Below are 18,589 nucleotides of genomic sequence, written 5' to 3' on the forward strand. Positions count from 1 at the left end.
GAACTACTTCCGCATAATGCCGACTAGAGGACTCGAACCTCCGACCTCATCATTACTAGTGACGCGCTCTAGCCATCTGAGCTAAGTCGGCAAAATATAATGCGGACGAAGGGACTCGAACCCCCACGTCACGAAGACACTAGAACCTAAATCTAGCGCGTCTGCCAATTCCGCCACGTCCGCAAATCTATGGTGCAATGAGCCGTGGCAGGTTCGAACTGCCGACCCTCTGATTAAAAGTCAGATGCTCTACCGACTGAGCTAACGGCTCAAATGGAAGATACAGGGTTCGAACCTGTGACCCTCTGCTTGTAGGGCAGATGCTCTCCCAGCTGAGCTAATCTTCCGAATGCGAACAAAACAAAAGCCGTTTTGACAACTATTTAATAATATCATCATACTAATTGGACGTCAACTAAAATCTTGATTTTTATTGGCAGATAACATCAAAAAATTGATTATCAGGACTCCTTAAACGATTACTTCATTATATAATCGCTTTAATATCGATGGCAGATCTTTTCGATTAGCAGCTCCCCTCCCACTGGGCTTAAGAATTAATTATACAAATTGCTGGGAATCTGAAAGCTGCTTCGAATAAATGTTACAATTAGGTCGTAGTAAATTTAACTAAGTCGTGAAAGGATGATTATTTTGGCTGAAACACATCAAAAAGTTGTACTAGTTGGGGACGGCGCTGTGGGTTCTTCATACGCCTTTGCCATGACTCAGCAAGGGATCGGTGAAGAATTTGTCATCATCGACATCAATAAAGAACGTACCGAGGGTGATGCACTCGATTTAGAGGATGCCACTCCATACACCTTCCCTAAAAACATCTACGCTGGCGATTATCCTGACTGCAAGGATGCCGACCTGGTGGTCATTACTGCTGGTACTCCGCAAAAACCCGGTGAAACACGATTAGATTTGGTGAACCGGAACCTTAAGATTCTTGCTTCAATTGTAAAACCAGTTGTCGCATCCGGATTTAATGGGATTTTCCTTGTTGCTGCTAATCCCGTTGACATTTTAACCTACGCCACTCAAAAGTTATCTGGTTTCCCCAAAGAAAAAGTGATTGGTTCTGGGACCTCGCTTGACACTGGTCGCTTCCGCGTCGGAGTTGCCAAAAAATTAGGCCTTAATCCAGCTAGTGTGGATGCCTATATTTTAGGTGAACATGGAGATTCTGAGTTTGCCAATATCGACGAAGCTACGGTCGGTAACGTTCCATTAGTTGATTTTGCCGCCAAACGGGGCTTAACCAAGGAAGATCTTCTACAGATTGAAGATGAAACCAGAAATAAAGCTTACCAAATCATCAATATGAAAGGGGCAACCTTCTATGGGGTTGGAACTTCTCTCATGCGGATCTCGCGTGCGATTTTACGCGATGAAAATACCGTTTTGCCCGTTGGTGCTCCTTTAACAGGTCAATATGGGTTAAATGATATCTACATTGGGACCCCTGCCGTCATCAACGCCAGCGGAATTGCCGATGTCTTAGAAATCCCATTAAGTGCTGAAGAACAAGCTAAAATGGCTGCTTCTGCTAAGACCTTGCTAGCAACTGCTCACAAGGGAATGGAAGAAACAGGCTTAGAATAAGCCACTTTTGCCCAAGCTGCTCTGCTTAATTTTATAAATAAAAAAGCACCTTCGCTAATTAGGTCGACTTAGTCGACTAGTTGTTGAAGGTGCTTTTATTTAGCTATTTAATTTTCAATCCTGTCGTTTTTGCCTAGTCCTTAACCGTTAACATAGGATTTCAAGCGGGCGACTGCTTCCTCAAGCTTAGCTTGACTGGTAGCATAGCTGATGCGGACATAGCCTTCGCCACCGGCGCCAAAACTACTCCCCGGAATCAAGCCAACTCGCGCTTTTCGCGCTACCTCCAGACAAAACTCATAACTATTTTGATTGAACTGTTGCGGAATTTTTGCAAATAAATAAAAGGCCCCCTGCGGCAGTTGATTAGCAAAGCCGAGGTCATTTAAAGCCATGTGCAAATAGTCTCTCCGACGCTCGTACTCAACCCGCATCTGGGCTGCATCGTCTTCACCATCGCGAAAAGCAGCTGCAGCCGCAATTTGAGCAGCGGTCATAACCGAAGTCGAAATCAATTCATGCACTTTAGCAATTTCCGTCATAATATCTGCAGGACCAGCAACAACCCCAATCCGCCACCCGGTCATAGCGTGCGATTTTGACAATCCATTAAATAACAAGGTTTGCGCTGGGATAAACTCAGCAATCGAGGTATGCGTTTGGTCATAAGTCAATTCACTATAAATCTCGTCACTGATTACCAATAGATCGGTTTTTGCTAAAACTGCCGCCAACTCCTGCACCTGTTTGCGACAATAACTAACTCCCGTCGGATTCGCAGGGAAATTCAAAATAATTGCCTTAGCCTTTGGATGCGCCGCCAACTCTGTTTGCAAACGGGCCGGCGTTAGTTGGAACTGATCGTTGGCCGTGTTGATTTCCACCAAGCGAGCTTCGTTTAACTCTAATAATGAGTCATAGACCGGAAAAGCTGGCGTCGGCATCAAGATTTCATCTTGTGGATTTACAAACGTCTCTAGCGCCACGTACATCGCTTCGGTTACTCCATTAGTGATCACCACTTGGGTCGTTGGATCATAATCAAGTTGATATTTATTACGCAAAAACTGAGCCGCCGCCGTACGGGTCTCCAAAAGACCGCGCGTCGCTGTGTAGTGACTCTGATCAGCATTAATCGCCGCAATTGCCGCATCCTTGACGTGGCGTGGCGTGGGGAAATCAGGCTCGCCTAAGGTAAGATTGATCAACCCAGGAATGTCCGCAATTTTCTCGCTAAATTGATAGATATCAGAAAGCCGCGCCGCTTTAACGGAGGGCTTGATTTTTTTCATTAAATCTGGTGTCATACTCTCGCTCCAATTACTTTCAGAATCCAAACAAACATAGCTTATTTTACACTAATTCCTCACAAAAACCGGGAATAAGGGTACAATTAACTAAATTATAAAGGAGTTTTGGCATGAAAATTAATCAATTTGCTACTATCACAACTGATTATCACACCCAACTAATCGAATTAGAACGTGTCGGCTTCAAAACCAACACGATCGGTGCCAAGCAGCGGCTAGCTGCCTACTTAGAAAAAGTCTATTGGCAACAACAGCAAACTGGATCCCTCCAAGAGCAAGAAGCGCAGTTGTTAGCTACTCCAACCCAGACAATGGCGTCCTTTTTGGCGAGCAAAGCGCCCCTTACACCAACCATCTTTGCTTTACTTAGCCTGCAATTACTGGGATTTTTACCGTGGGATGATTTTGATCCCAACCACCCCCAAACTAGTCGTAAAAATCTTGGTTTAGCCCCAATTGAAATGGTAACAACCGAAACAGACGTCGCAAGGGCTTGGTACCAGTTGCTAACTACCCATACCCGTTTTGGCCTCACCTATTTAGATCACCTAGCCAGCCAAGGATATTTCACGCAACCACATTTTCGACAGAATCAGCAGCTCTTTTTCAATGGTAAGGCCCAGGCAACCTTTCAAACAAATGCCTTTCATCATGAACTAGTGTACGTACCGACTGATGTTGATACTGATGGCGATGGTTTGCTGGATTTAATTCGGGTTGAAATCACCCGTCCAACCAGTTCGGTACCAGTTCCTGCCGTCTATACCGCCTCACCCTATGATCAAGGAACTAACGATCGCTATGGCGAACAGCTCACACATCAAGTTGACGTGCCCCTGACTAGAAAACAACCGGCTCAACATCACCACCAACCTTTCCAACCGCTGCCACGAAAAGCGAAGTCCCCCGTAACCGAGCCTGCCACCAGTCAAACACTTCAATGCCCACCACCACATCCGGGATATACGCTCAACGACTACCTGCTTCCGCGGGGATTTGCCAGCATTTATGCCGCCGGAATTGGTACCATCGATTCTGACGGTCTCCAAACCTGTGGTGATCCTGCCCAAACAAACGCTACGATTGCCGTCATTGAATGGCTACACGGTGACCGACCAGCCTTTGTTAGCAAAAATCGTAAGCAAGCGGTGGCGGCAGACTGGTGCAATGGCAACGTTGCCATGACCGGTCGCTCCTATCTAGGGACGTTAGCAATTGCGGCGGCAACGACTGGGGTTCCTGGTCTCAAAACGATTATTCCAGAGGCGGCGATTTCTTCTTGGTACGACTATTATCGTGAAAATGGGCTGGTGGTTGCGCCTGGTGGGTTTCAAGGTGAGGATTGTGATGTGCTCGCTGCTGAAACTTTTTCCAGACGTCAACGACCGGGGGATTATCTAAAAGTACAAACGGCGTTCGAGCAAGAACTCGCTGACTTGCAGCAAGGACAAGACCGAACTAGCGGTAGTTATAACCAGTTTTGGGATGATCGCAATTATCGTAACCACTTGCAACAAATTAAATGTGATGTCCTGTTAGTCCACGGGTTGAATGACGAAAATGTTAAACTTAAAAATCCAGCAGCCTTGTGGGCTGGTCTCAAAGACCTCCCAATTAGTAAAAAATTGATTTTACACCAAGGTCAGCATGTCTATCTAAACAACTTTCCGTCCTTTGATTTCACAGACATCGTCAACCTGTGGCTTAGCAATAAACTCTATCAGTGTGATAACCACGTTGATCAAGCACTACCAACGGTTATTGTGCAGGATAATCTACTTCCAGAAACCTGGGAAACCCGCCCGAACTGGCTCACCGCTCCCCAAAAGTCCCTGCCACTAAGCTTTAATCATGCTTCGTTTCACAATGAAATTGAGCCAGCTACCTTTAAGTTCTACTGCCAAAATCCGGAGCGCTGGAAAACTGACCTATGGAACCTTGCAGATGACAGATTAGCTAACCAACGAGTCACCGCCTTAATCCCGCACAAAACAGGAACCATTAACGGAATTCCTCGTCTGGAATTAACCCTTAGCAGTAGTCAACCTCTAGGCTTGATCAGTGCCATGCTACTTGATTACGGCGAAGCGCACCGACTCACCACCCAGCCCACCAAGTTAATGCCCAACGGGATGCCTCTGGGGTATCGCTGGTATACCGACAATCTTTTTGAGTTTACACTGGCTCAGCAACCGAGCGCAGCGCACTTGATTGCCCGTGGTCACCTAAACTTACAAAACCGGATTAGTGCAGATCAAGATCAAAACTTAATTGCAAATCAGTTTTATCACGTTGAACTCCCATTACAACCAACTTACTATCATCTTCTCGCGGAGCGCAAACTAGTGGTCATTTTATTTAGTACCGACTTTCAGATGACCATCCGTGGCAACCAAGCCATTACCTATCAACTGCAGCCGCAAGCCAGTCGGTTAATTTTACCCTGGCAAACTGACTAAGTTTCATCAGACGGTCTGCCTGCTAATGTTGTGTAAATGACAAGCCTTATCTTGCTAAAAAAACTTAAGCAAAAAGCCCTAATCAAAACTGATTAAGGCTTTTTTGCTTGGGTTTCGAATTACACGGAGCTGCTCAAAAATTAATGTAGGCGTCGTCGCAGGTAACTGGACAAACCGTCAATCAGAATCACCATTAAGACGATCCCCAGTAAAATCACTCCGGTTTTGGACCAATCGCGCGTTTGGAGTGCAAACATCAGCGGAGTTCCCACCCCACCGGCGCCCACAATTCCTAAAATGGAAGCAGAACGGACTGAGATCTCAAACCGATACAAGGTTGCCGATAAAAAAGCGGGCAAGATTGCCGGAAGCGTTGCCAACCAAAAACGTTGCAACTTCGTTCCTCCAGTTGCTTTAATCGCAAGCTCTGCTCGGTGATCCATTGCTTCGATGGACTCGGAAAAAAGTTTCCCCAACATTCCCACCGAGTGAAATCCAACCGCCAGGACTCCCGCAAACGAACCGGGTCCAACCGCTTTGATAAACATGATGGCCAAGATAACTTCGGGAAAGGCACGAATCGCTGTTAATAATAATTTACCAATGGTCGCCCGCGGATGAAACCACCGCGAATTGGTCTGGGCAGCAAGGAAGGAAAAGGGCACACTAATGATGGCCGAAATAAAAGTTCCCAAAAATGCGATGGCTAAGGTAATGACCAGTTGGGACACCAAATCTTCCCCACTACCATTGTAAATATAGGACCAATCTGGATTAAACATGCCATGCAAAATTGATGCACTAACCTGCCCAGCAGATTTTTGAATGGGAACTAAGGGAATCCCACGAATTGACCACCAGTACAATGAAATGATGAGGACAATACCAATCATCCATTCCCAACGACCCCATTTACTCCGTAACTTCTTCATTGTAAATGCCTCCTCGTCAGGTTGCTGATCAGATCAATTATCAACACGACCACGAAGATAGCAATAATAATAACCGCCGTTTGTGGATAGGCAAACTGATCCAAACTCTGTTGCAAATCGAGTCCGATTCCGCCAGCGCCTAGATACCCAAGCACGGTTGACGCACGGACATTAATTTCTAGTGCATACAAAATATCACTAGCAAATCGACCAGCTAACTGTGGCAGCATGGCAATCCGAATCGTTTGCAGCAAACTAGCTCCCGTCGTCTGAAGCGCATACACCGGACCCATATCGATGGTCTCAATAATTTCATAAAAGAGTTTTGAGACCATCCCAAAGGAAAAAATTGCTAGCGTAATCATGCCAGTCATTGGTCCAATTCCAAAAATCGCCACAAAAAGAGCTGCCAATAACAGGTTTGGTAAGGTTCTAATCAAAGACAAGCCTAATCTAACCAAGCTCCTTCCCCACCAATTTTTAACGATGTTTCGGGCGGCCAAGAAGGCGAATGGTACTGCCAAAATCGTCCCCAGCGTGGTTCCCAATACCGCCATTTGAATTGTTTGTGCCAACGGCTTTTGAATTTGACTGAGATAATTCCAATCCGGTTGCTGCATCTGTTTTAAGATCACCAGAAACTGGGGCGAATTTTTTGCAAATGCACCCACGTCCACGCCCGTCAGCTGGGCGGAAATAACCGTCAAGAGAACCAGTAGCAGGGTCACACTAATGCCAAGCACGTGATAGCGTTTCCAAAAACTAAGTTGCGGGACTTGCATAACTACTCCTTTCCGTGTTCATAAATTTCTTGTAATTCTGCTTGGTTACTCTGGTCAGCAGCCCGATCGTAGACTATTCGTCCATCCCGCAGACCAATAATTCGGTCTGCATATTTGAGTGCCAACTCAACGGAATGTAGGTTAACTAAAACCGTGATTTTTTCATATTTTTTCAAGTTGTATAAATCGCGCATAACGCCAGTGCTAGTCTTTGGATCTAGGGAGGCCACCGGTTCATCTGCTAAGACCAGGGTCGGATCCTGCATCAAGGTTCGGGCAATCGCAACCCGCTGTTTCTGCCCACCAGAAAGTTGATCCGCCCGCTGGTATAATTTTTGGACAAGGTTAACTTTTTTTAACTGTTCGACAGCCAAGGCTTGGTCCTGCGTACTATACCATCCCAGTAACGTTTTCCAAGTCGGATAATAGCCTGTTCGACCAGCTAACACATTTTTTTGCACCGTTGCCCGCTCAACTAGATTAAAGCCTTGAAAAATCATCCCGATTTGACGCCGCATGTGCCGTAGCTTTCGCCCACGAACCTTGGTAACATCTTGCCCATTAACAAGTACGGATCCATTAGTGATTTCAATCATCCGATTAACCGAATTTAGGAGCGTACTCTTCCCAGCTCCAGACAAACCAACCACGGCGACAAACTGTCCTTTAGGTACGGAAAAATTAATGTCATCCAACCCCAAAACACCATTTCGATAACGTTTGCTTACATGTTGAAACTCCAATACCGTCTCTGCTGTCACCAAAATTCCTCCTATTTACTAAGCTGATTAACAATTTTCAAATTCTTGCGAACGGGGTCAAAATTGCTATCCTTCGCTGCCACATAACCTTGATGCCCATAAATTTGATAGATTAAATCGTGCCCTTTTTTAGTTTTAGCAATGTTTTCAAATGCCGTCGTAATCTTACGATTCCAAGCTGGATCCATATCATTTCGTACTGAAATCGTATCGTTTGGAATCGGTTTGGTCATATATAACACCGTAGTATCGGTCATTACCTTAGGATCATCCTTTGCGGCAATCTTACGAGCTCCCTGAAAGACAAACGCGGCATCAGCATTCCCGTTATAAACTGCTAGGACTCCCTGATCAGAACCTTTGACGGTAAAAGTCTTAATCCCATCTTGATTAATGTTGATCCCCTTCTGTGATAATTCGGCCGCTGGGAATACGTAGCCGGCAGTTGACGTGGTATCTTGCGTGGCAATCTTCTTCCCTTTTAAATCAGATAATTTTTTTACTTTTCCGCCTTTTTTAACCACAATCTCACCATAGTAATGATCACTGGGCGTCTCAGTTAGATTCTCATCATTTCCAGCAGCATATTTATAACGAGTTGCTTGCAATAACGCCTTAATGCCATAGTTTTTGTGTCCTAGAACATAACTAGTGGGAGTAAGAAACGCGATGTCGGCTGTTTTAGAACCAAGCGCCTCTACCATTGCATTTCCACTAGTCGCCACCGTCACCTTGACCGGCACGTGCAACTGTTTTTCTAACATCTTTTGCATCGGCTTAGCCTGTGCTTCCATCTTGCCCGCATTTGAAGATGGATTAAATTCAACCGTCAACTTTTTGGGCTTATAGTTAGCCGTTGTTGACTGATTGGACTTGCCACAGGCTGCCATTCCAACTGCTAAACAAACCAGCGCGCTTCCCAATAAACCTACTTTCCACCACTTCTTCTGCATCATTGAACTCCCTCCAACTCCTAGTGTTTGTAATGATGCTAGTTTAGCAGAATAAACCAACAATAACAATGTTTTTTGATTAATTATTCGTAATTATCTAATATTTTTGTCTTAAATATCCTTTACTTAAATAATGTTCGTGTTTTACTCAAAAACCGGGATTAAAAAAACAGCCGTTGCCAACGACTGTTAACCAATGATTATTTAAAATTGTGGTTGCGGAGTAAGCTTTTTAATCCCGTGCATATAGGGTTGCAAAGCCTGTGGAATCGAAACGCTACCATCCTCATTTTGAAAATTCTCCAAAATTGCAGCCACAGTTCGTCCAACTGCCAAGCCAGAACCATTTAGGGTATGCACATACTGCAAATTCCCAGCTTCATCTCGATATTGAATGTGAGCTCGTCGGGCTTGAAAATCAGTTGTATTTGAACAACTAGAAATTTCTCGATAGCAATTTTGCGATGGCATCCACACCTCGATATCGTGGGTCATTGCTGCCGTAAAACTCATGTCACTGCTGGTTAACGTAATGACATGATATGGGATTTCTAATTTTTGTAACGATGCTTCCGCCTGTTGGGTGATTTCCGCAAGTGCTTCCCATGAATCTTCTGGTTTTGTAAACTGCACCATTTCGACCTTGTTAAATTGGTGGAGCCGAATCAGTCCCTTCGTGTCCCGACCGGCACTACCAGCTTCCGAGCGAAAAGCAGGGCTAAGCGCCGTGAATTTCACGGGTAACTTCTCTGACGGAATGACCTCATCTCGATAGAAATTCACCAGGGGAACCTCAGCCGTTGGAATCATGGTTAGATCGCTGTCCTTGATTTCAAAACCGGCCTTTGTTTCTTTGAACTTAGGAAACTGCCCTGTCCCATACATCGAAGCAGAATTGACCATGTAAGGTGGGAGCACTTCCGTATACCCTGCGGCCTGATTTTGATCTAGATAAAAATTATAAACGGCTCGTTCTAACAAGGCGCCTGCTCCCAAATAGTAAACAAACCGACTCCCAGAAACTTTGGCACTCCGTTTAAAATCTAGAATGTGGAGCTGCTCTCCAATTTCATCATGAGAACGAGGGGAAAACGAGAATTGGGGGAGCTCCCCAGATTTCCGCAATTCCACGGCGCCCTCTTCCGTCAGACTAACGGGAACCTGATCACTAGGAATGTTGGGTAAATGTGCTTCGAGGTCTAATTGTTGCTGAGTAAGCTGTTCTAGCTGTTCATCCAACTGTTTAATCTGATGGCCAGTCGCACGCATTTGTGCGATGGCATCATCGGCTGCTTCATGGCGTCGTTTCTTTTGTGAAATCTGATCAGAGACGTCATTTCGTTGCGCTTTAAGCTGTTCCGTTTTGACAATTAGCTCTCGACGCTGTTGATCTAACTGCAACAATTCATCAATAGTAGTCGCCTGAATCCCTCTAGTTTCCATTTTTTGCTTGAACCAGGTTGGGTTTTGGCGAATAAGCTTACGATCTAACATAGTTTCCTCCTGAAAATTTGGCTAAACAAAAAGACTTTCGTCATCACTGGGACGAAAGTCTTTCCGCGGTACCACCCAAAGTTCCTGCTAACGCAGACCCTTAATTTATAATTGTAACGGCATCACCGGGCAGGATTAACTGCCAGCATCTACATACCGGAATTTTCGGACGATGACTTGCACCAACCGCCATCTCTCTGTTGTCCTACTTAAAAGTATGCTGCATTAATTAATGATTAATATAGCATAGATTCTAATCAAGTGCCATAATTTGTTTGATTTTAGCATCAAGCGTTGCCAAGACGACCTCTTGATCAGCTGGATTGTTAACAAAATCAAACTGATCGCCATCAATTTGAATTTTAGGGGACAGCTTATAGTTAGCATACCAACTGGCGTACCGCTGGTTTAACTCTTGATAGTATTCATACAAACTGGCATCATTGTCCAGTTGTTCAAACACCCGACCGCGCCGCTGAATGTGTTCTAGCATGGTCTGAAAGGAGACCCGCACGTAAATTAACAAATCTGGAATTTTTTGAAAATCATTTTCCCCAACTTGATCCAACATATTTGCCAACAGTTCATCATAGGTTTCCACTTCAGTTGCGGTAGCCCGCCCGAGATCAGCATTGAGATGAAAAAGAAGTGAGTCCTCAAAGATTGATCGATCCATAACACTCAACGGGTTAGCGGTCGCTGCTCGCAAACTAGCTAACCGTTTATTCAAAAAATAAATTTGTAACAAAAAGGCATATTTACGTGGATTTTCATAAAACAACGGCAGAATTTCATTATCATCAACAGACTCGTAAAAAGCAGGAGCCTGCAGATGCTGCGCCAGGATCGTAGTTAACGAAGTTTTCCCTGCTCCGATTGGTCCAGCTAAAACCAGCATCGTCACACCTTCTTTTTATTGTTTTTGGTTGTCATCAGTTAACTGTGCCGGTGAGACATCAATGTCATCAAGGGGAATTAGTTTTGTATGGTGAATCCATTTATAACTAAGATATAAGATCAGTACCAGCGGAACGCTAATGTAGGTTACTCCAATTTGAAACCAGTTGCCGTGGGCAAAGGCCCCAACGTCCTGGCCAAAGATTACCACAATACAAAGAATCAAACACATAATGGGCCCAAATGGGAACCACTGGGCGTGATATTTTAGTTCTGACAAAGTATGTCCTTGTTTAACAAAAGCACGGCGAAACCGGTAGTGAGATAAGGCAATCCCGAACCACGCAATAAAGCCGGTTAAGCCTGAGGCTGCCACTAACCACAGATAAAGTTTTGGCCCAAAAAAACTGGTTAAAAAGGTTAATAAAGAGACTACGGTAGTCGCCAGCAGTGCCAACACTGGGATCCCACGTCGACTGACCCGACCAAACCGTTTCGGTGCATAGCCTTCATCTGCCATTGAATATAGCATCCGCGTGGAAGCATACATCCCCGAATTGGCTGAAGAAATCACCGACGTCAAAATAACGGCATTCATCACACTTGCAGCCGCAGCTAGTCCCGCCCGTTTAAAAACAATCGTAAAGGGACTGATAGACACATCGCTAGCCGTTGAGCCTAACAGATCGGGACTAGTGTACGGAATAATGGCTGCAATCACAAAAATGGCTAAGAAGTAAAATAAAATAATCCGCCAAAAAACCTCATGAATTGCCTTTGGCACACTGTGACGAGGATCATCAGCTTCCCCGGCCGTAATCCCGACTAGTTCGGTTCCTTGAAAGGAAAAGCCGGCAACCACAAAGACACTAATAATGCCGGGAACGCCACCAACAAAGGGAGCCTGGCGATAGGTGAAATTAGTTAGCCCCGTCGCATGTCCGCCCATAATTCCAAAAATCGTTAAAAATCCAACTCCCAAAAAGATAAAAATCGTCACCACTTTAATCAGAGACATCCAAAATTCAGTTTCGCCAAAAGCCGAGACTGCCAGCACATTGATTCCAAAAATTAGGATCAATGCCAACCCACTCCAAATCCACGTGGGAAAATGTGGGAACCAGAACTGCATGACTAAGGCAACGGTCGAAATGTCAACGGCAACTGTAATCGCCCAGTTAAACCAATAATTCCACCCCATGGCAAACCCCACGGCTGGATCAACATACTTGGTTCCATAAGTAGCAAACGAACCTGAAACGGGGAGATTCGTTGCCATTTCACCAAGGCTGGTCATTAAGAAATAAACCATGATCCCCATCAGGATGTAAGCCACTAGCGCTCCGCCTGGCCCCGCGGTGTGAATCGCCGAACCACTGGCCACAAACAACCCCGTCCCAATACAGCCTCCTAAGGCAATCATTGATACGTGTCGAGACTTCAAACCTCGTTTAACGTGTTCTGGTGCCGTCTTTACCATGTAAAAATCCTCCAAAAATAATTGCAAACAAAAAGACGTCGTCGCAAACTGCGGTAACGCCCCTTTGTCTGGTAAATCGATCCCACAAAGCGCCCCGCATTTACATGCGACAGTGTTTGACTTGTTCAATCAAACCCCAATCAAGCCAGTGCTAATAGCTTGATTTCGGCGATGGCCCCTTTTAATTGGTTTCTACGACTGAGCAGCCTCCCCCAATTTACTAATGAACAACGCACCTCTTTATTTAAGATAATTAAACTTATTCTAGTATAGATTTTTAAAATTCGGATTGCAAGACGGAATTAATTTTTGAGCCGTTTCAGGTTATTATATAATGGAAAGCAGAAAGGAGTTTCCAATGAACAATCATGCTCTCTTAGTTATTGACTATACGAACGATTTCGTGGCCGACCAAGGTGCTCTATCCCTAAAAAAACCAGCCCAAGCCTGTGAAAATCGAATTCTCGAACTGGCCGAAAAGTTTCGTAAAAACCAGCAGTTTGTGATTTTACCAACTGATGTGCATCAACCCGATGATCCTTATCATCCAGAATCAAAACTTTTTCCAACCCACAACGTCCGAAATACGTGGGGAAGATGCTTATATGGCGGTCTACAGACCTGGTATGAAAAGTACCAGCAACCAGGTAAAATTTGGCAAATTGATAAGACCCGCTACAGCGCCTTCACCGGTACTGATTTAGATCTACGCCTGCGGGAACGCCAGGTTAGCACTGTTCATTTAGTTGGGGTAGCCACCGATATTTGTCTGTTGCATACAGCCATCAGCGCCTACAACCTCAATTATCAGATCATTCTGCATACCGGTGGTAGTGCTGGTTTTACCGGTCAAAACGAACAATTCGTCTTTGACCATCTCAAAAGTAGCCTTGGAGCTAAAGTTATCGAATAAGCCAGCAACTAGCAATTAAAATTAAAACAGCGCCTACTGGCAATTGCCAAGGTCGCTGTTTTTTTTGTTAAATTATGAAGCAGCACTTCGTTGCTGGAGCTTGGAATGATGGACTCCATACCCAAAATAGACCACCACTCCAATTACCAGCCAGATCGAGACTGAAAGCTTGGTTTCAGTCGGCAACATAATAATAAAGTAAATACTGGCTAGCCCTGCCAGCACAGGGAGGACTGGATACCAAGGCATTTTAAACCCATCATTTTTAATGTCAGCCCGCTGTCGCAATGGAAGGATTCCAAAAGAAATGCAAGCAAATGCCAGCAAAGTTCCAGCATTAATCAGTGATGCCAGCTGAGCAAGTGGCACTAGCCCTGCAAATACGGCCTGGATAATTAGTGCAAAAATAACGGCATTCGTTGGAACATGATGTTTGTCAGAAACCTTTCCCATTACCTGTGGTAGCAAGCCATCTCGTCCCAAGGCATAAACCAAGCGTGAACCTCCAAAGAACATCGTCAACATTGCCGTGAAAATCCCAAACAACGCCCCAATTGTAATCAGTTTGTTCCAGCCATCCAAATGAACCACGTGCAAGGCATAGGCCGCTGGATCATCCACATTCAATTGTGAATAATGCACCATGCCCACTAGTACTAACGAAAACGTGACGTACAGTACTACTGCAATCAAAACGGTGCCGAGAATCCCACGGACCACGTTTTTCTTCGGATTAATGGTTTCAGCAGAGTTAGCTGCTAGCGCATCAAAGCCAATAAAAGCAAAGAAAACGGTTGCCGCCGCGGTCGAAATGCCCCCCATTCCAAACGGTGCCCCATGAAATTGTTTTGGATAAAAAGGAACATAGTTACTGGTCTTAATATAAAAAATTCCGATCCCGATAAAAATCAAAATAATTGCAATTTTAACAAGCACCGCCACATTTTCGACCCGTTTTGACAATTCTGCCCCTAGCAAAACTATCACTGCAATCACACCAACAATGATGACCGCGGTTAGATTTATTACCCCGCCTTCTAAAGGTCCAGCCTGTAATGCCACCGGAATTTTAATTCCAAATGGCGCTAGCAAATTTTGGTTGAAATAAGCAGCAAAACCCGTGGCTTCCGCAGAAACTGCCAAAAAGTACTCAAGTACTAGCGCCCAACCAAGGAGCCACCCAACGATTTCACCATAAACCACTGTCCCAAAAGAATACGCCGAACCGGCAATCGGCATTGCTGATGAAAACTCCGCATAAGCCATCCCAACAACCCCTGACAACAAAGCTGCCAGTAAAAATGCAATTGCCACGGCTGGCCCAGCATGTTGTGCTGCTTCATGTCCTGGCAAAATAAAGATTCCAGTTCCAATCACTGCACCAATTCCTAGTGCGACCAAATCCCAGGCCGTCAAAGTTCGCTTTAGTTTTGCATCAGCCGCTAGATAATGCGCAACTGATTCTTTTTTAAAAATGTTTGTGGACATACTATTTTCTCCCCATTAGTTAAAATTATTTTAGGTCTTGCAGTTAAACTAGTTTAGCAATAAATTTAATATACAAGGAGCTTTTGAATAAGTAAAATTAATCTTTTTAATTTAAGTATTAGGAGAACTTATCTATGAACCGGTTATTAGCACTACAAAAAATTATTGAGACCGGTAGCTTTACCCAGGCAGCTGCTGCCTTAGGCTACACCCAGTCCTCCATTAGTCAAGCAATCGTCAGTCTCGAACAAGAATTTCAGGTACAACTGTTGAATCGCTCCCGTAGTGGAGTATCTTTAACCCCCGCAGGCGCAAAACTTTATCCTGCGTTTCAACGCTTATTACAGACCTATAACGATACCCAAGTCTTAGCTAATCGGATTAATGGGTTAGAAACTGGTACGGTGCGAATTGGAGCAACTAATAGTTTGTCGCGGTACTGGCTTCCAGATCTCATCAAAGGCTTTGAAACAGAACATCCCCACGTCCATTTCACGCTGTATCAAGGTGACTTTGATGAGATCAGAACCGATATTCGAACCGGAAAAGTGGACTATGGCTTTTTAAAACCAAGTTATACCAGCGGACTTACCACTAAGTTCCTTAAAAACGAACAATACGTTGCAATCGTTGAGCGAGCGCACCCGCTAGCAACCAAGCAGACCATTACACTTTCAGAATTAAAAGCCGGCTCCCAAAACATCATCCTTATTCCCGAAGGATCCCATCAAGAAGTTTTAGCAGCCTTTGCTGGCGCCGGCGTTGATCCAGAAATTAAAGATCAAATCCAAGACGATTACACCGTGATGGCGATGGTGGCAGCAGGGCTAGGCGTTAGCGTGATTTCAAAATTAATGGTAGATTCTGACGCCTTTCCCATCCAACCAATTGCACTAGATCCGCCAATTATCCATCCAATTGAACTAGCATACCGCCCTCATGCAACGCTTTCATTAGCAAGCCAACACTTTTTACAGTACATGCTAGCCCAGCGTCAACAACTCCGGTGAGCAAGTCAGCTGCTAACTTTGCTTATTTTACTTTCAAGGTGGTTAAATCTATGGACAAAAGTCGGTTACTACGAATCAAAAATGGTTATAACATTTTTATTGTACTGTGTGCCCTCGTCTCAGTACTCATGGTGCTCTTGGATTTTGCAGGAGTGTTAAAACTCAACCACCAACCCTATCAACGGATTGATCTCACCATCTGGGTTATCTTTGTCATTGATTATTTTGGAGGGTTCTTCTTAGCTCGGTCCAAAGTAACCTACTTGCGATCACATTTCTTTGACCTATTGGCAATTATCCCTGTCAATTCCATTTTTTCGTTTTTCAAACTATTTCGTTTCACCCGCTTATTACAGCTAACCAAACTAGCTAAGGTATCACGTTTACTCCGACTGGTCGGGATTTTTGGAAAACTGCGCAGTCGAGCAGCTCAATTCTTAAAACAAACCGGTTTCATCTATCTACTATTACTCTGTGGTTTGATTTTTATTATCTCTGCTGGCGTCTATTCCCTTTCAGAAAATGTTTCATTTGCAAAAGCTCTCTGGTGGGCCATTGTAACCTCCTCAACCGTTGGCTACGGTGACATAAGCCCCCACTCAACGGTTGGCCGCGTTGTCGCTGTTTTATTAATGCTGGTAGGGATTGGCTTCGTAGGAATGCTCACCAGTGCGTTTATTGCCATCTTCAATCCGCCTACTAACTTGCACAATAATATCCCAGCAGAAATTCGGGCTTATCAGCAGCTTGCAGCGGATGGAATCATTACCCAAGCAGAATTTGAAAACAAAAAACAGGAACTGCTTCGTTTGAAGTAGTTCCTGTTTAGATTAAATTTAAAAGTTAATAACTCGAATTTTGAAAAATATGCCAGTGACTCAACTGCGGTGCTAACCAGCGGTAAAGATACTCTGAAATTTGTAGCCATGCGTATCCAAGGGCAAAGGCTCCAATCACGTCCGTCGGAAAATGAGCATTCAAGTAAACCCGCGATAGCATTACCAACACCAGCCAGATTCCCAACAGCGAACGAAGTAGCCAGCGATTAGTCCCGCTCTTTAAACGTGGGATCACTAAAATCCATAAAACACTAACCACCATCAAAGTTCCAATGACATGTCCGCTAGGAAAGCTATAACCAGTATCCTGCTTAAGATGCAACATCGGACGCGGACGAGCAACTATTGTTTTGACCACAAAGGCCAGGGCATTAGCTCCGACCAATAACGCTAACGAAAAAATCGCTGGGATCTTATAGCGCGATCCCCACAAAAAGAATGCAATTAGCAACATCCAAATCACATCTAACTTCGGACTAGCCATAAAGCTAACCAAGGTGTACAACGTATCAGCAGATCCGAACTTTAACTTTTGGACAACCATAATCAGTAAGGTGTCAAAAAAGTTTAAAAACCCCGTCTGCATCTGCACCCCAATCAAAACCACCCCAAAAATAATAGCGGCAATCACTAACTTATAGGGGCGACTTGGATCTTGTTTTATCATCATTTTTCTTACCTCCGCAAACATCTGAATAAAGTATACCATACCAAACTAATTGTTACCGACCATTCACTAAAAATCAGGCGATTTTAAACTACCTAAAAAAAGCGTACAATAACAACCATGACTACCATAAGGAGTGAAAATTTTATGTACCTAAGCTTATTGATAATGCTAATCGTCGGTGTCTTAGTCGGGATTTTCGGTGCCGTCCTCGGAATTGGGGGTGGCATGATTATTACCCCCATCCTAACCCTTGGCTTTGGTCTTGACATTAAGTATGCCATCGGAGCCAGTATCGTAGCTGTCATTGCCACCAGTTCGGGAGCAACCATTGCTTACTTAAAAGATAACGTCCTCAACCTCCGCGTTGCTATGTTTCTAGAATTAGCTACCTCCCTAGGAGCAATTATTGGCGCGCTCCTAACCGGAATTATCAATCCATTGTTTCTCTACCTACTATTTGGTTTGCTACTGTTTTTTTCTGGATTCAATATGGTGCGCAAGTTGTGGGGACACAGTCGAGAAACCGGAGCAGCTCATGATGATCGCTTGGCTACCGCACTAAAATTAGATGGATCTTACTACGACAAACAACTTCAAAAACAAATTGACTATCACGTTACCAATGTACCTGGTGGTTTGAGCGTGATGTTTGGTGCTGGGATTGCCAGTGGGTTGCTTGGAATTGGTTCGGGGGCTTTCAAAGTGATTGCCATGGACACCTTCATGCAAATGCCATTAAAACCATCCAGTTCCACTAGTAATTTGATGATGGGTGTTACTGCAGCTGCCAGTGCCACCATTTACTTTCTAAATGGTTCAATTCTCCCGCAAATCGCCGTCCCAATGGCACTTGGAATTATTGTTGGTGCCGCAGTTGGTTCTCGTATCATGCAGCACCTTTCAGCTAAATCAATTCGGATCATTTTCATTCCGATTTTACTATATCTCGGACTACAGATGATTCTAAAAGGATTTGGGGTGACAATTTAA

Annotated in this window: 16 protein-coding genes, 4 tRNA genes and 1 riboswitch; of the genes, 6 read left to right on the forward strand and 14 right to left on the reverse strand. The window is 44.4% G+C overall.

Annotated features, from left to right (window positions below):
• Positions 1 to 17 precede the first annotated feature (17 nt).
• The 4 genes from FC87_RS05040 to FC87_RS05055 all read right to left on the reverse strand — a co-directional run bounded on the left by FC87_RS05040 (position 18) and on the right by FC87_RS05055 (position 347).
• Positions 18 to 91, reverse strand: a tRNA-Thr gene (locus FC87_RS05040).
• Between the two features lie 9 nt (positions 92 to 100).
• Positions 101 to 183 (reverse strand) — tRNA-Leu (locus tag FC87_RS05045).
• Between the two features lie 15 nt (positions 184 to 198).
• Positions 199 to 271 (reverse strand) — tRNA-Lys (locus tag FC87_RS05050).
• Between the two features lie 3 nt (positions 272 to 274).
• A tRNA-Val gene (locus FC87_RS05055) sits at positions 275 to 347 on the reverse strand.
• A gap of 298 nt (positions 348 to 645) precedes the next feature.
• Between FC87_RS05055 and FC87_RS05060 the strand changes: the two genes are divergently transcribed.
• Complete coding sequence (locus FC87_RS05060; RefSeq protein WP_054690196.1) at positions 646 to 1,611, forward strand: L-lactate dehydrogenase; 966 nt, start codon at positions 646 to 648, stop codon at positions 1,609 to 1,611.
• A 140-nt stretch (positions 1,612 to 1,751) separates the two neighbouring features.
• On the opposite strand, the gene FC87_RS05065 is transcribed toward FC87_RS05060, so the two are convergent.
• Positions 1,752 to 2,918: an aminotransferase class I/II-fold pyridoxal phosphate-dependent enzyme gene (locus FC87_RS05065; RefSeq protein WP_056961774.1), complete on the reverse strand. Its 1,167-nt coding sequence runs from the start codon at positions 2,916 to 2,918 to the stop codon at positions 1,752 to 1,754.
• A 113-nt stretch (positions 2,919 to 3,031) separates the two neighbouring features.
• Here FC87_RS05065 and FC87_RS05070 point away from each other — a divergent pair, with 113 nt between their 5' ends.
• On the forward strand, positions 3,032 to 5,380 hold the full coding sequence (locus FC87_RS05070; protein ID WP_056961776.1) for a Xaa-Pro dipeptidyl-peptidase: 2,349 nt from the start codon (positions 3,032 to 3,034) through the stop codon (positions 5,378 to 5,380).
• A 140-nt stretch (positions 5,381 to 5,520) separates the two neighbouring features.
• Here the strand turns inward: FC87_RS05070 and phnE (FC87_RS05075) are convergent, their stop codons facing one another.
• The 7 genes from phnE (FC87_RS05075) to FC87_RS05105 all read right to left on the reverse strand — a co-directional run bounded on the left by phnE (FC87_RS05075) (position 5,521) and on the right by FC87_RS05105 (position 12,679).
• Complete coding sequence (gene phnE / locus FC87_RS05075) at positions 5,521 to 6,312, reverse strand: phosphonate ABC transporter, permease protein PhnE (protein ID WP_009166842.1); 792 nt, start codon at positions 6,310 to 6,312, stop codon at positions 5,521 to 5,523.
• Positions 6,309 to 7,094 (reverse strand): phosphonate ABC transporter, permease protein PhnE, encoded by a 786-nt coding sequence (gene phnE / locus FC87_RS05080; RefSeq protein ID WP_056961778.1) that lies wholly within the window; start codon positions 7,092 to 7,094, stop codon positions 6,309 to 6,311. The genes phnE (FC87_RS05075) and phnE (FC87_RS05080) overlap by 4 nt, the downstream gene beginning before the upstream one ends.
• Positions 7,095 to 7,096: 2 nt before the next feature.
• A complete protein-coding gene (gene phnC / locus FC87_RS05085; RefSeq protein ID WP_035421480.1) occupies positions 7,097 to 7,861 on the reverse strand; it encodes a phosphonate ABC transporter ATP-binding protein in 765 nt (254 codons plus the stop codon).
• Positions 7,862 to 7,866: 5 nt separating this feature from the next.
• On the reverse strand, positions 7,867 to 8,808 hold the full coding sequence (locus FC87_RS05090) for a phosphate/phosphite/phosphonate ABC transporter substrate-binding protein (RefSeq protein WP_081716719.1): 942 nt from the start codon (positions 8,806 to 8,808) through the stop codon (positions 7,867 to 7,869).
• A 204-nt stretch (positions 8,809 to 9,012) separates the two neighbouring features.
• Positions 9,013 to 10,302: a serine--tRNA ligase gene (gene serS / locus FC87_RS05095; RefSeq protein ID WP_035421478.1), complete on the reverse strand. Its 1,290-nt coding sequence runs from the start codon at positions 10,300 to 10,302 to the stop codon at positions 9,013 to 9,015.
• Between the two features lie 253 nt (positions 10,303 to 10,555).
• Positions 10,556 to 11,200, reverse strand: coding sequence for a deoxynucleoside kinase (locus FC87_RS05100; protein WP_056961780.1), 645 nt, complete (start codon positions 11,198 to 11,200; stop codon positions 10,556 to 10,558).
• A 15-nt stretch (positions 11,201 to 11,215) separates the two neighbouring features.
• Entirely contained in the window at positions 11,216 to 12,679 is a 1,464-nt protein-coding gene (locus FC87_RS05105) for an amino acid permease (protein ID WP_009166848.1), read from the reverse strand.
• A gap of 79 nt (positions 12,680 to 12,758) precedes the next feature.
• A riboswitch (Lysine riboswitch) is annotated at positions 12,759 to 12,928 on the reverse strand.
• A 109-nt stretch (positions 12,929 to 13,037) separates the two neighbouring features.
• Between FC87_RS05105 and FC87_RS05110 the strand changes: the two genes are divergently transcribed.
• Complete coding sequence (locus tag FC87_RS05110; protein WP_009166849.1) at positions 13,038 to 13,592, forward strand: cysteine hydrolase family protein; 555 nt, start codon at positions 13,038 to 13,040, stop codon at positions 13,590 to 13,592.
• Between the two features lie 72 nt (positions 13,593 to 13,664).
• Here FC87_RS05110 and FC87_RS05115 read toward each other — a convergent pair whose 3' ends face one another.
• Complete coding sequence (locus tag FC87_RS05115; protein WP_009166850.1) at positions 13,665 to 15,080, reverse strand: APC family permease; 1,416 nt, start codon at positions 15,078 to 15,080, stop codon at positions 13,665 to 13,667.
• A 134-nt stretch (positions 15,081 to 15,214) separates the two neighbouring features.
• Here FC87_RS05115 and FC87_RS05120 point away from each other — a divergent pair, with 134 nt between their 5' ends.
• Together FC87_RS05120 and FC87_RS05125 are read left to right on the forward strand one after the other, a co-directional pair.
• Positions 15,215 to 16,090 (forward strand): LysR family transcriptional regulator, encoded by an 876-nt coding sequence (locus FC87_RS05120; protein ID WP_009166851.1) that lies wholly within the window; start codon positions 15,215 to 15,217, stop codon positions 16,088 to 16,090.
• Between the two features lie 50 nt (positions 16,091 to 16,140).
• Positions 16,141 to 16,908 carry an ion channel gene (locus FC87_RS05125; RefSeq protein ID WP_056961782.1) on the forward strand — a complete coding sequence of 256 codons (768 nt, stop codon included), beginning with the start codon at positions 16,141 to 16,143 and terminating at the stop codon, positions 16,906 to 16,908.
• Between the two features lie 25 nt (positions 16,909 to 16,933).
• On the opposite strand, the gene FC87_RS05130 is transcribed toward FC87_RS05125, so the two are convergent.
• A complete protein-coding gene (locus FC87_RS05130) occupies positions 16,934 to 17,599 on the reverse strand; it encodes a phosphatase PAP2 family protein (protein ID WP_056961784.1) in 666 nt (221 codons plus the stop codon).
• A 144-nt stretch (positions 17,600 to 17,743) separates the two neighbouring features.
• On the opposite strand from FC87_RS05130, the gene FC87_RS05135 reads away from it, so the two are divergent.
• Positions 17,744 to 18,589 (forward strand): sulfite exporter TauE/SafE family protein, encoded by an 846-nt coding sequence (locus tag FC87_RS05135; protein ID WP_009166854.1) that lies wholly within the window; start codon positions 17,744 to 17,746, stop codon positions 18,587 to 18,589.

The sequence above is a fragment of the Fructilactobacillus florum DSM 22689 = JCM 16035 genome, assembly GCF_001436645.1.
Classification (GTDB): domain Bacteria; phylum Bacillota; class Bacilli; order Lactobacillales; family Lactobacillaceae; genus Fructilactobacillus; species Fructilactobacillus florum.

Coding starts and splice junctions, on each gene's coding strand:
- phnE (WP_056961778.1), bottom strand. CDS start 7,094: ATGCAAGTCCCGCAACTTAGTTTTTGGAAACGCTATCACGTGCTTGGC.
- FC87_RS05110 (WP_009166849.1), top strand. CDS start 13,038: ATGAACAATCATGCTCTCTTAGTTATTGACTATACGAACGATTTCGTG.
- FC87_RS05060 (WP_054690196.1), top strand. CDS start 646: ATGATTATTTTGGCTGAAACACATCAAAAAGTTGTACTAGTTGGGGAC.
- FC87_RS05070 (WP_056961776.1), top strand. CDS start 3,032: ATGAAAATTAATCAATTTGCTACTATCACAACTGATTATCACACCCAA.
- FC87_RS05125 (WP_056961782.1), top strand. CDS start 16,141: ATGGACAAAAGTCGGTTACTACGAATCAAAAATGGTTATAACATTTTT.
- FC87_RS05090 (WP_081716719.1), bottom strand. CDS start 8,808: ATGCAGAAGAAGTGGTGGAAAGTAGGTTTATTGGGAAGCGCGCTGGTT.
- FC87_RS05065 (WP_056961774.1), bottom strand. CDS start 2,918: ATGACACCAGATTTAATGAAAAAAATCAAGCCCTCCGTTAAAGCGGCG.
- FC87_RS05100 (WP_056961780.1), bottom strand. CDS start 11,200: ATGCTGGTTTTAGCTGGACCAATCGGAGCAGGGAAAACTTCGTTAACT.
- FC87_RS05120 (WP_009166851.1), top strand. CDS start 15,215: ATGAACCGGTTATTAGCACTACAAAAAATTATTGAGACCGGTAGCTTT.
- serS (WP_035421478.1), bottom strand. CDS start 10,302: ATGTTAGATCGTAAGCTTATTCGCCAAAACCCAACCTGGTTCAAGCAA.
- FC87_RS05135 (WP_009166854.1), top strand. CDS start 17,744: ATGTACCTAAGCTTATTGATAATGCTAATCGTCGGTGTCTTAGTCGGG.
- FC87_RS05130 (WP_056961784.1), bottom strand. CDS start 17,599: ATGATGATAAAACAAGATCCAAGTCGCCCCTATAAGTTAGTGATTGCC.
- FC87_RS05115 (WP_009166850.1), bottom strand. CDS start 15,080: ATGTCCACAAACATTTTTAAAAAAGAATCAGTTGCGCATTATCTAGCG.
- phnE (WP_009166842.1), bottom strand. CDS start 6,312: ATGAAGAAGTTACGGAGTAAATGGGGTCGTTGGGAATGGATGATTGGT.
- FC87_RS05105 (WP_009166848.1), bottom strand. CDS start 12,679: ATGGTAAAGACGGCACCAGAACACGTTAAACGAGGTTTGAAGTCTCGA.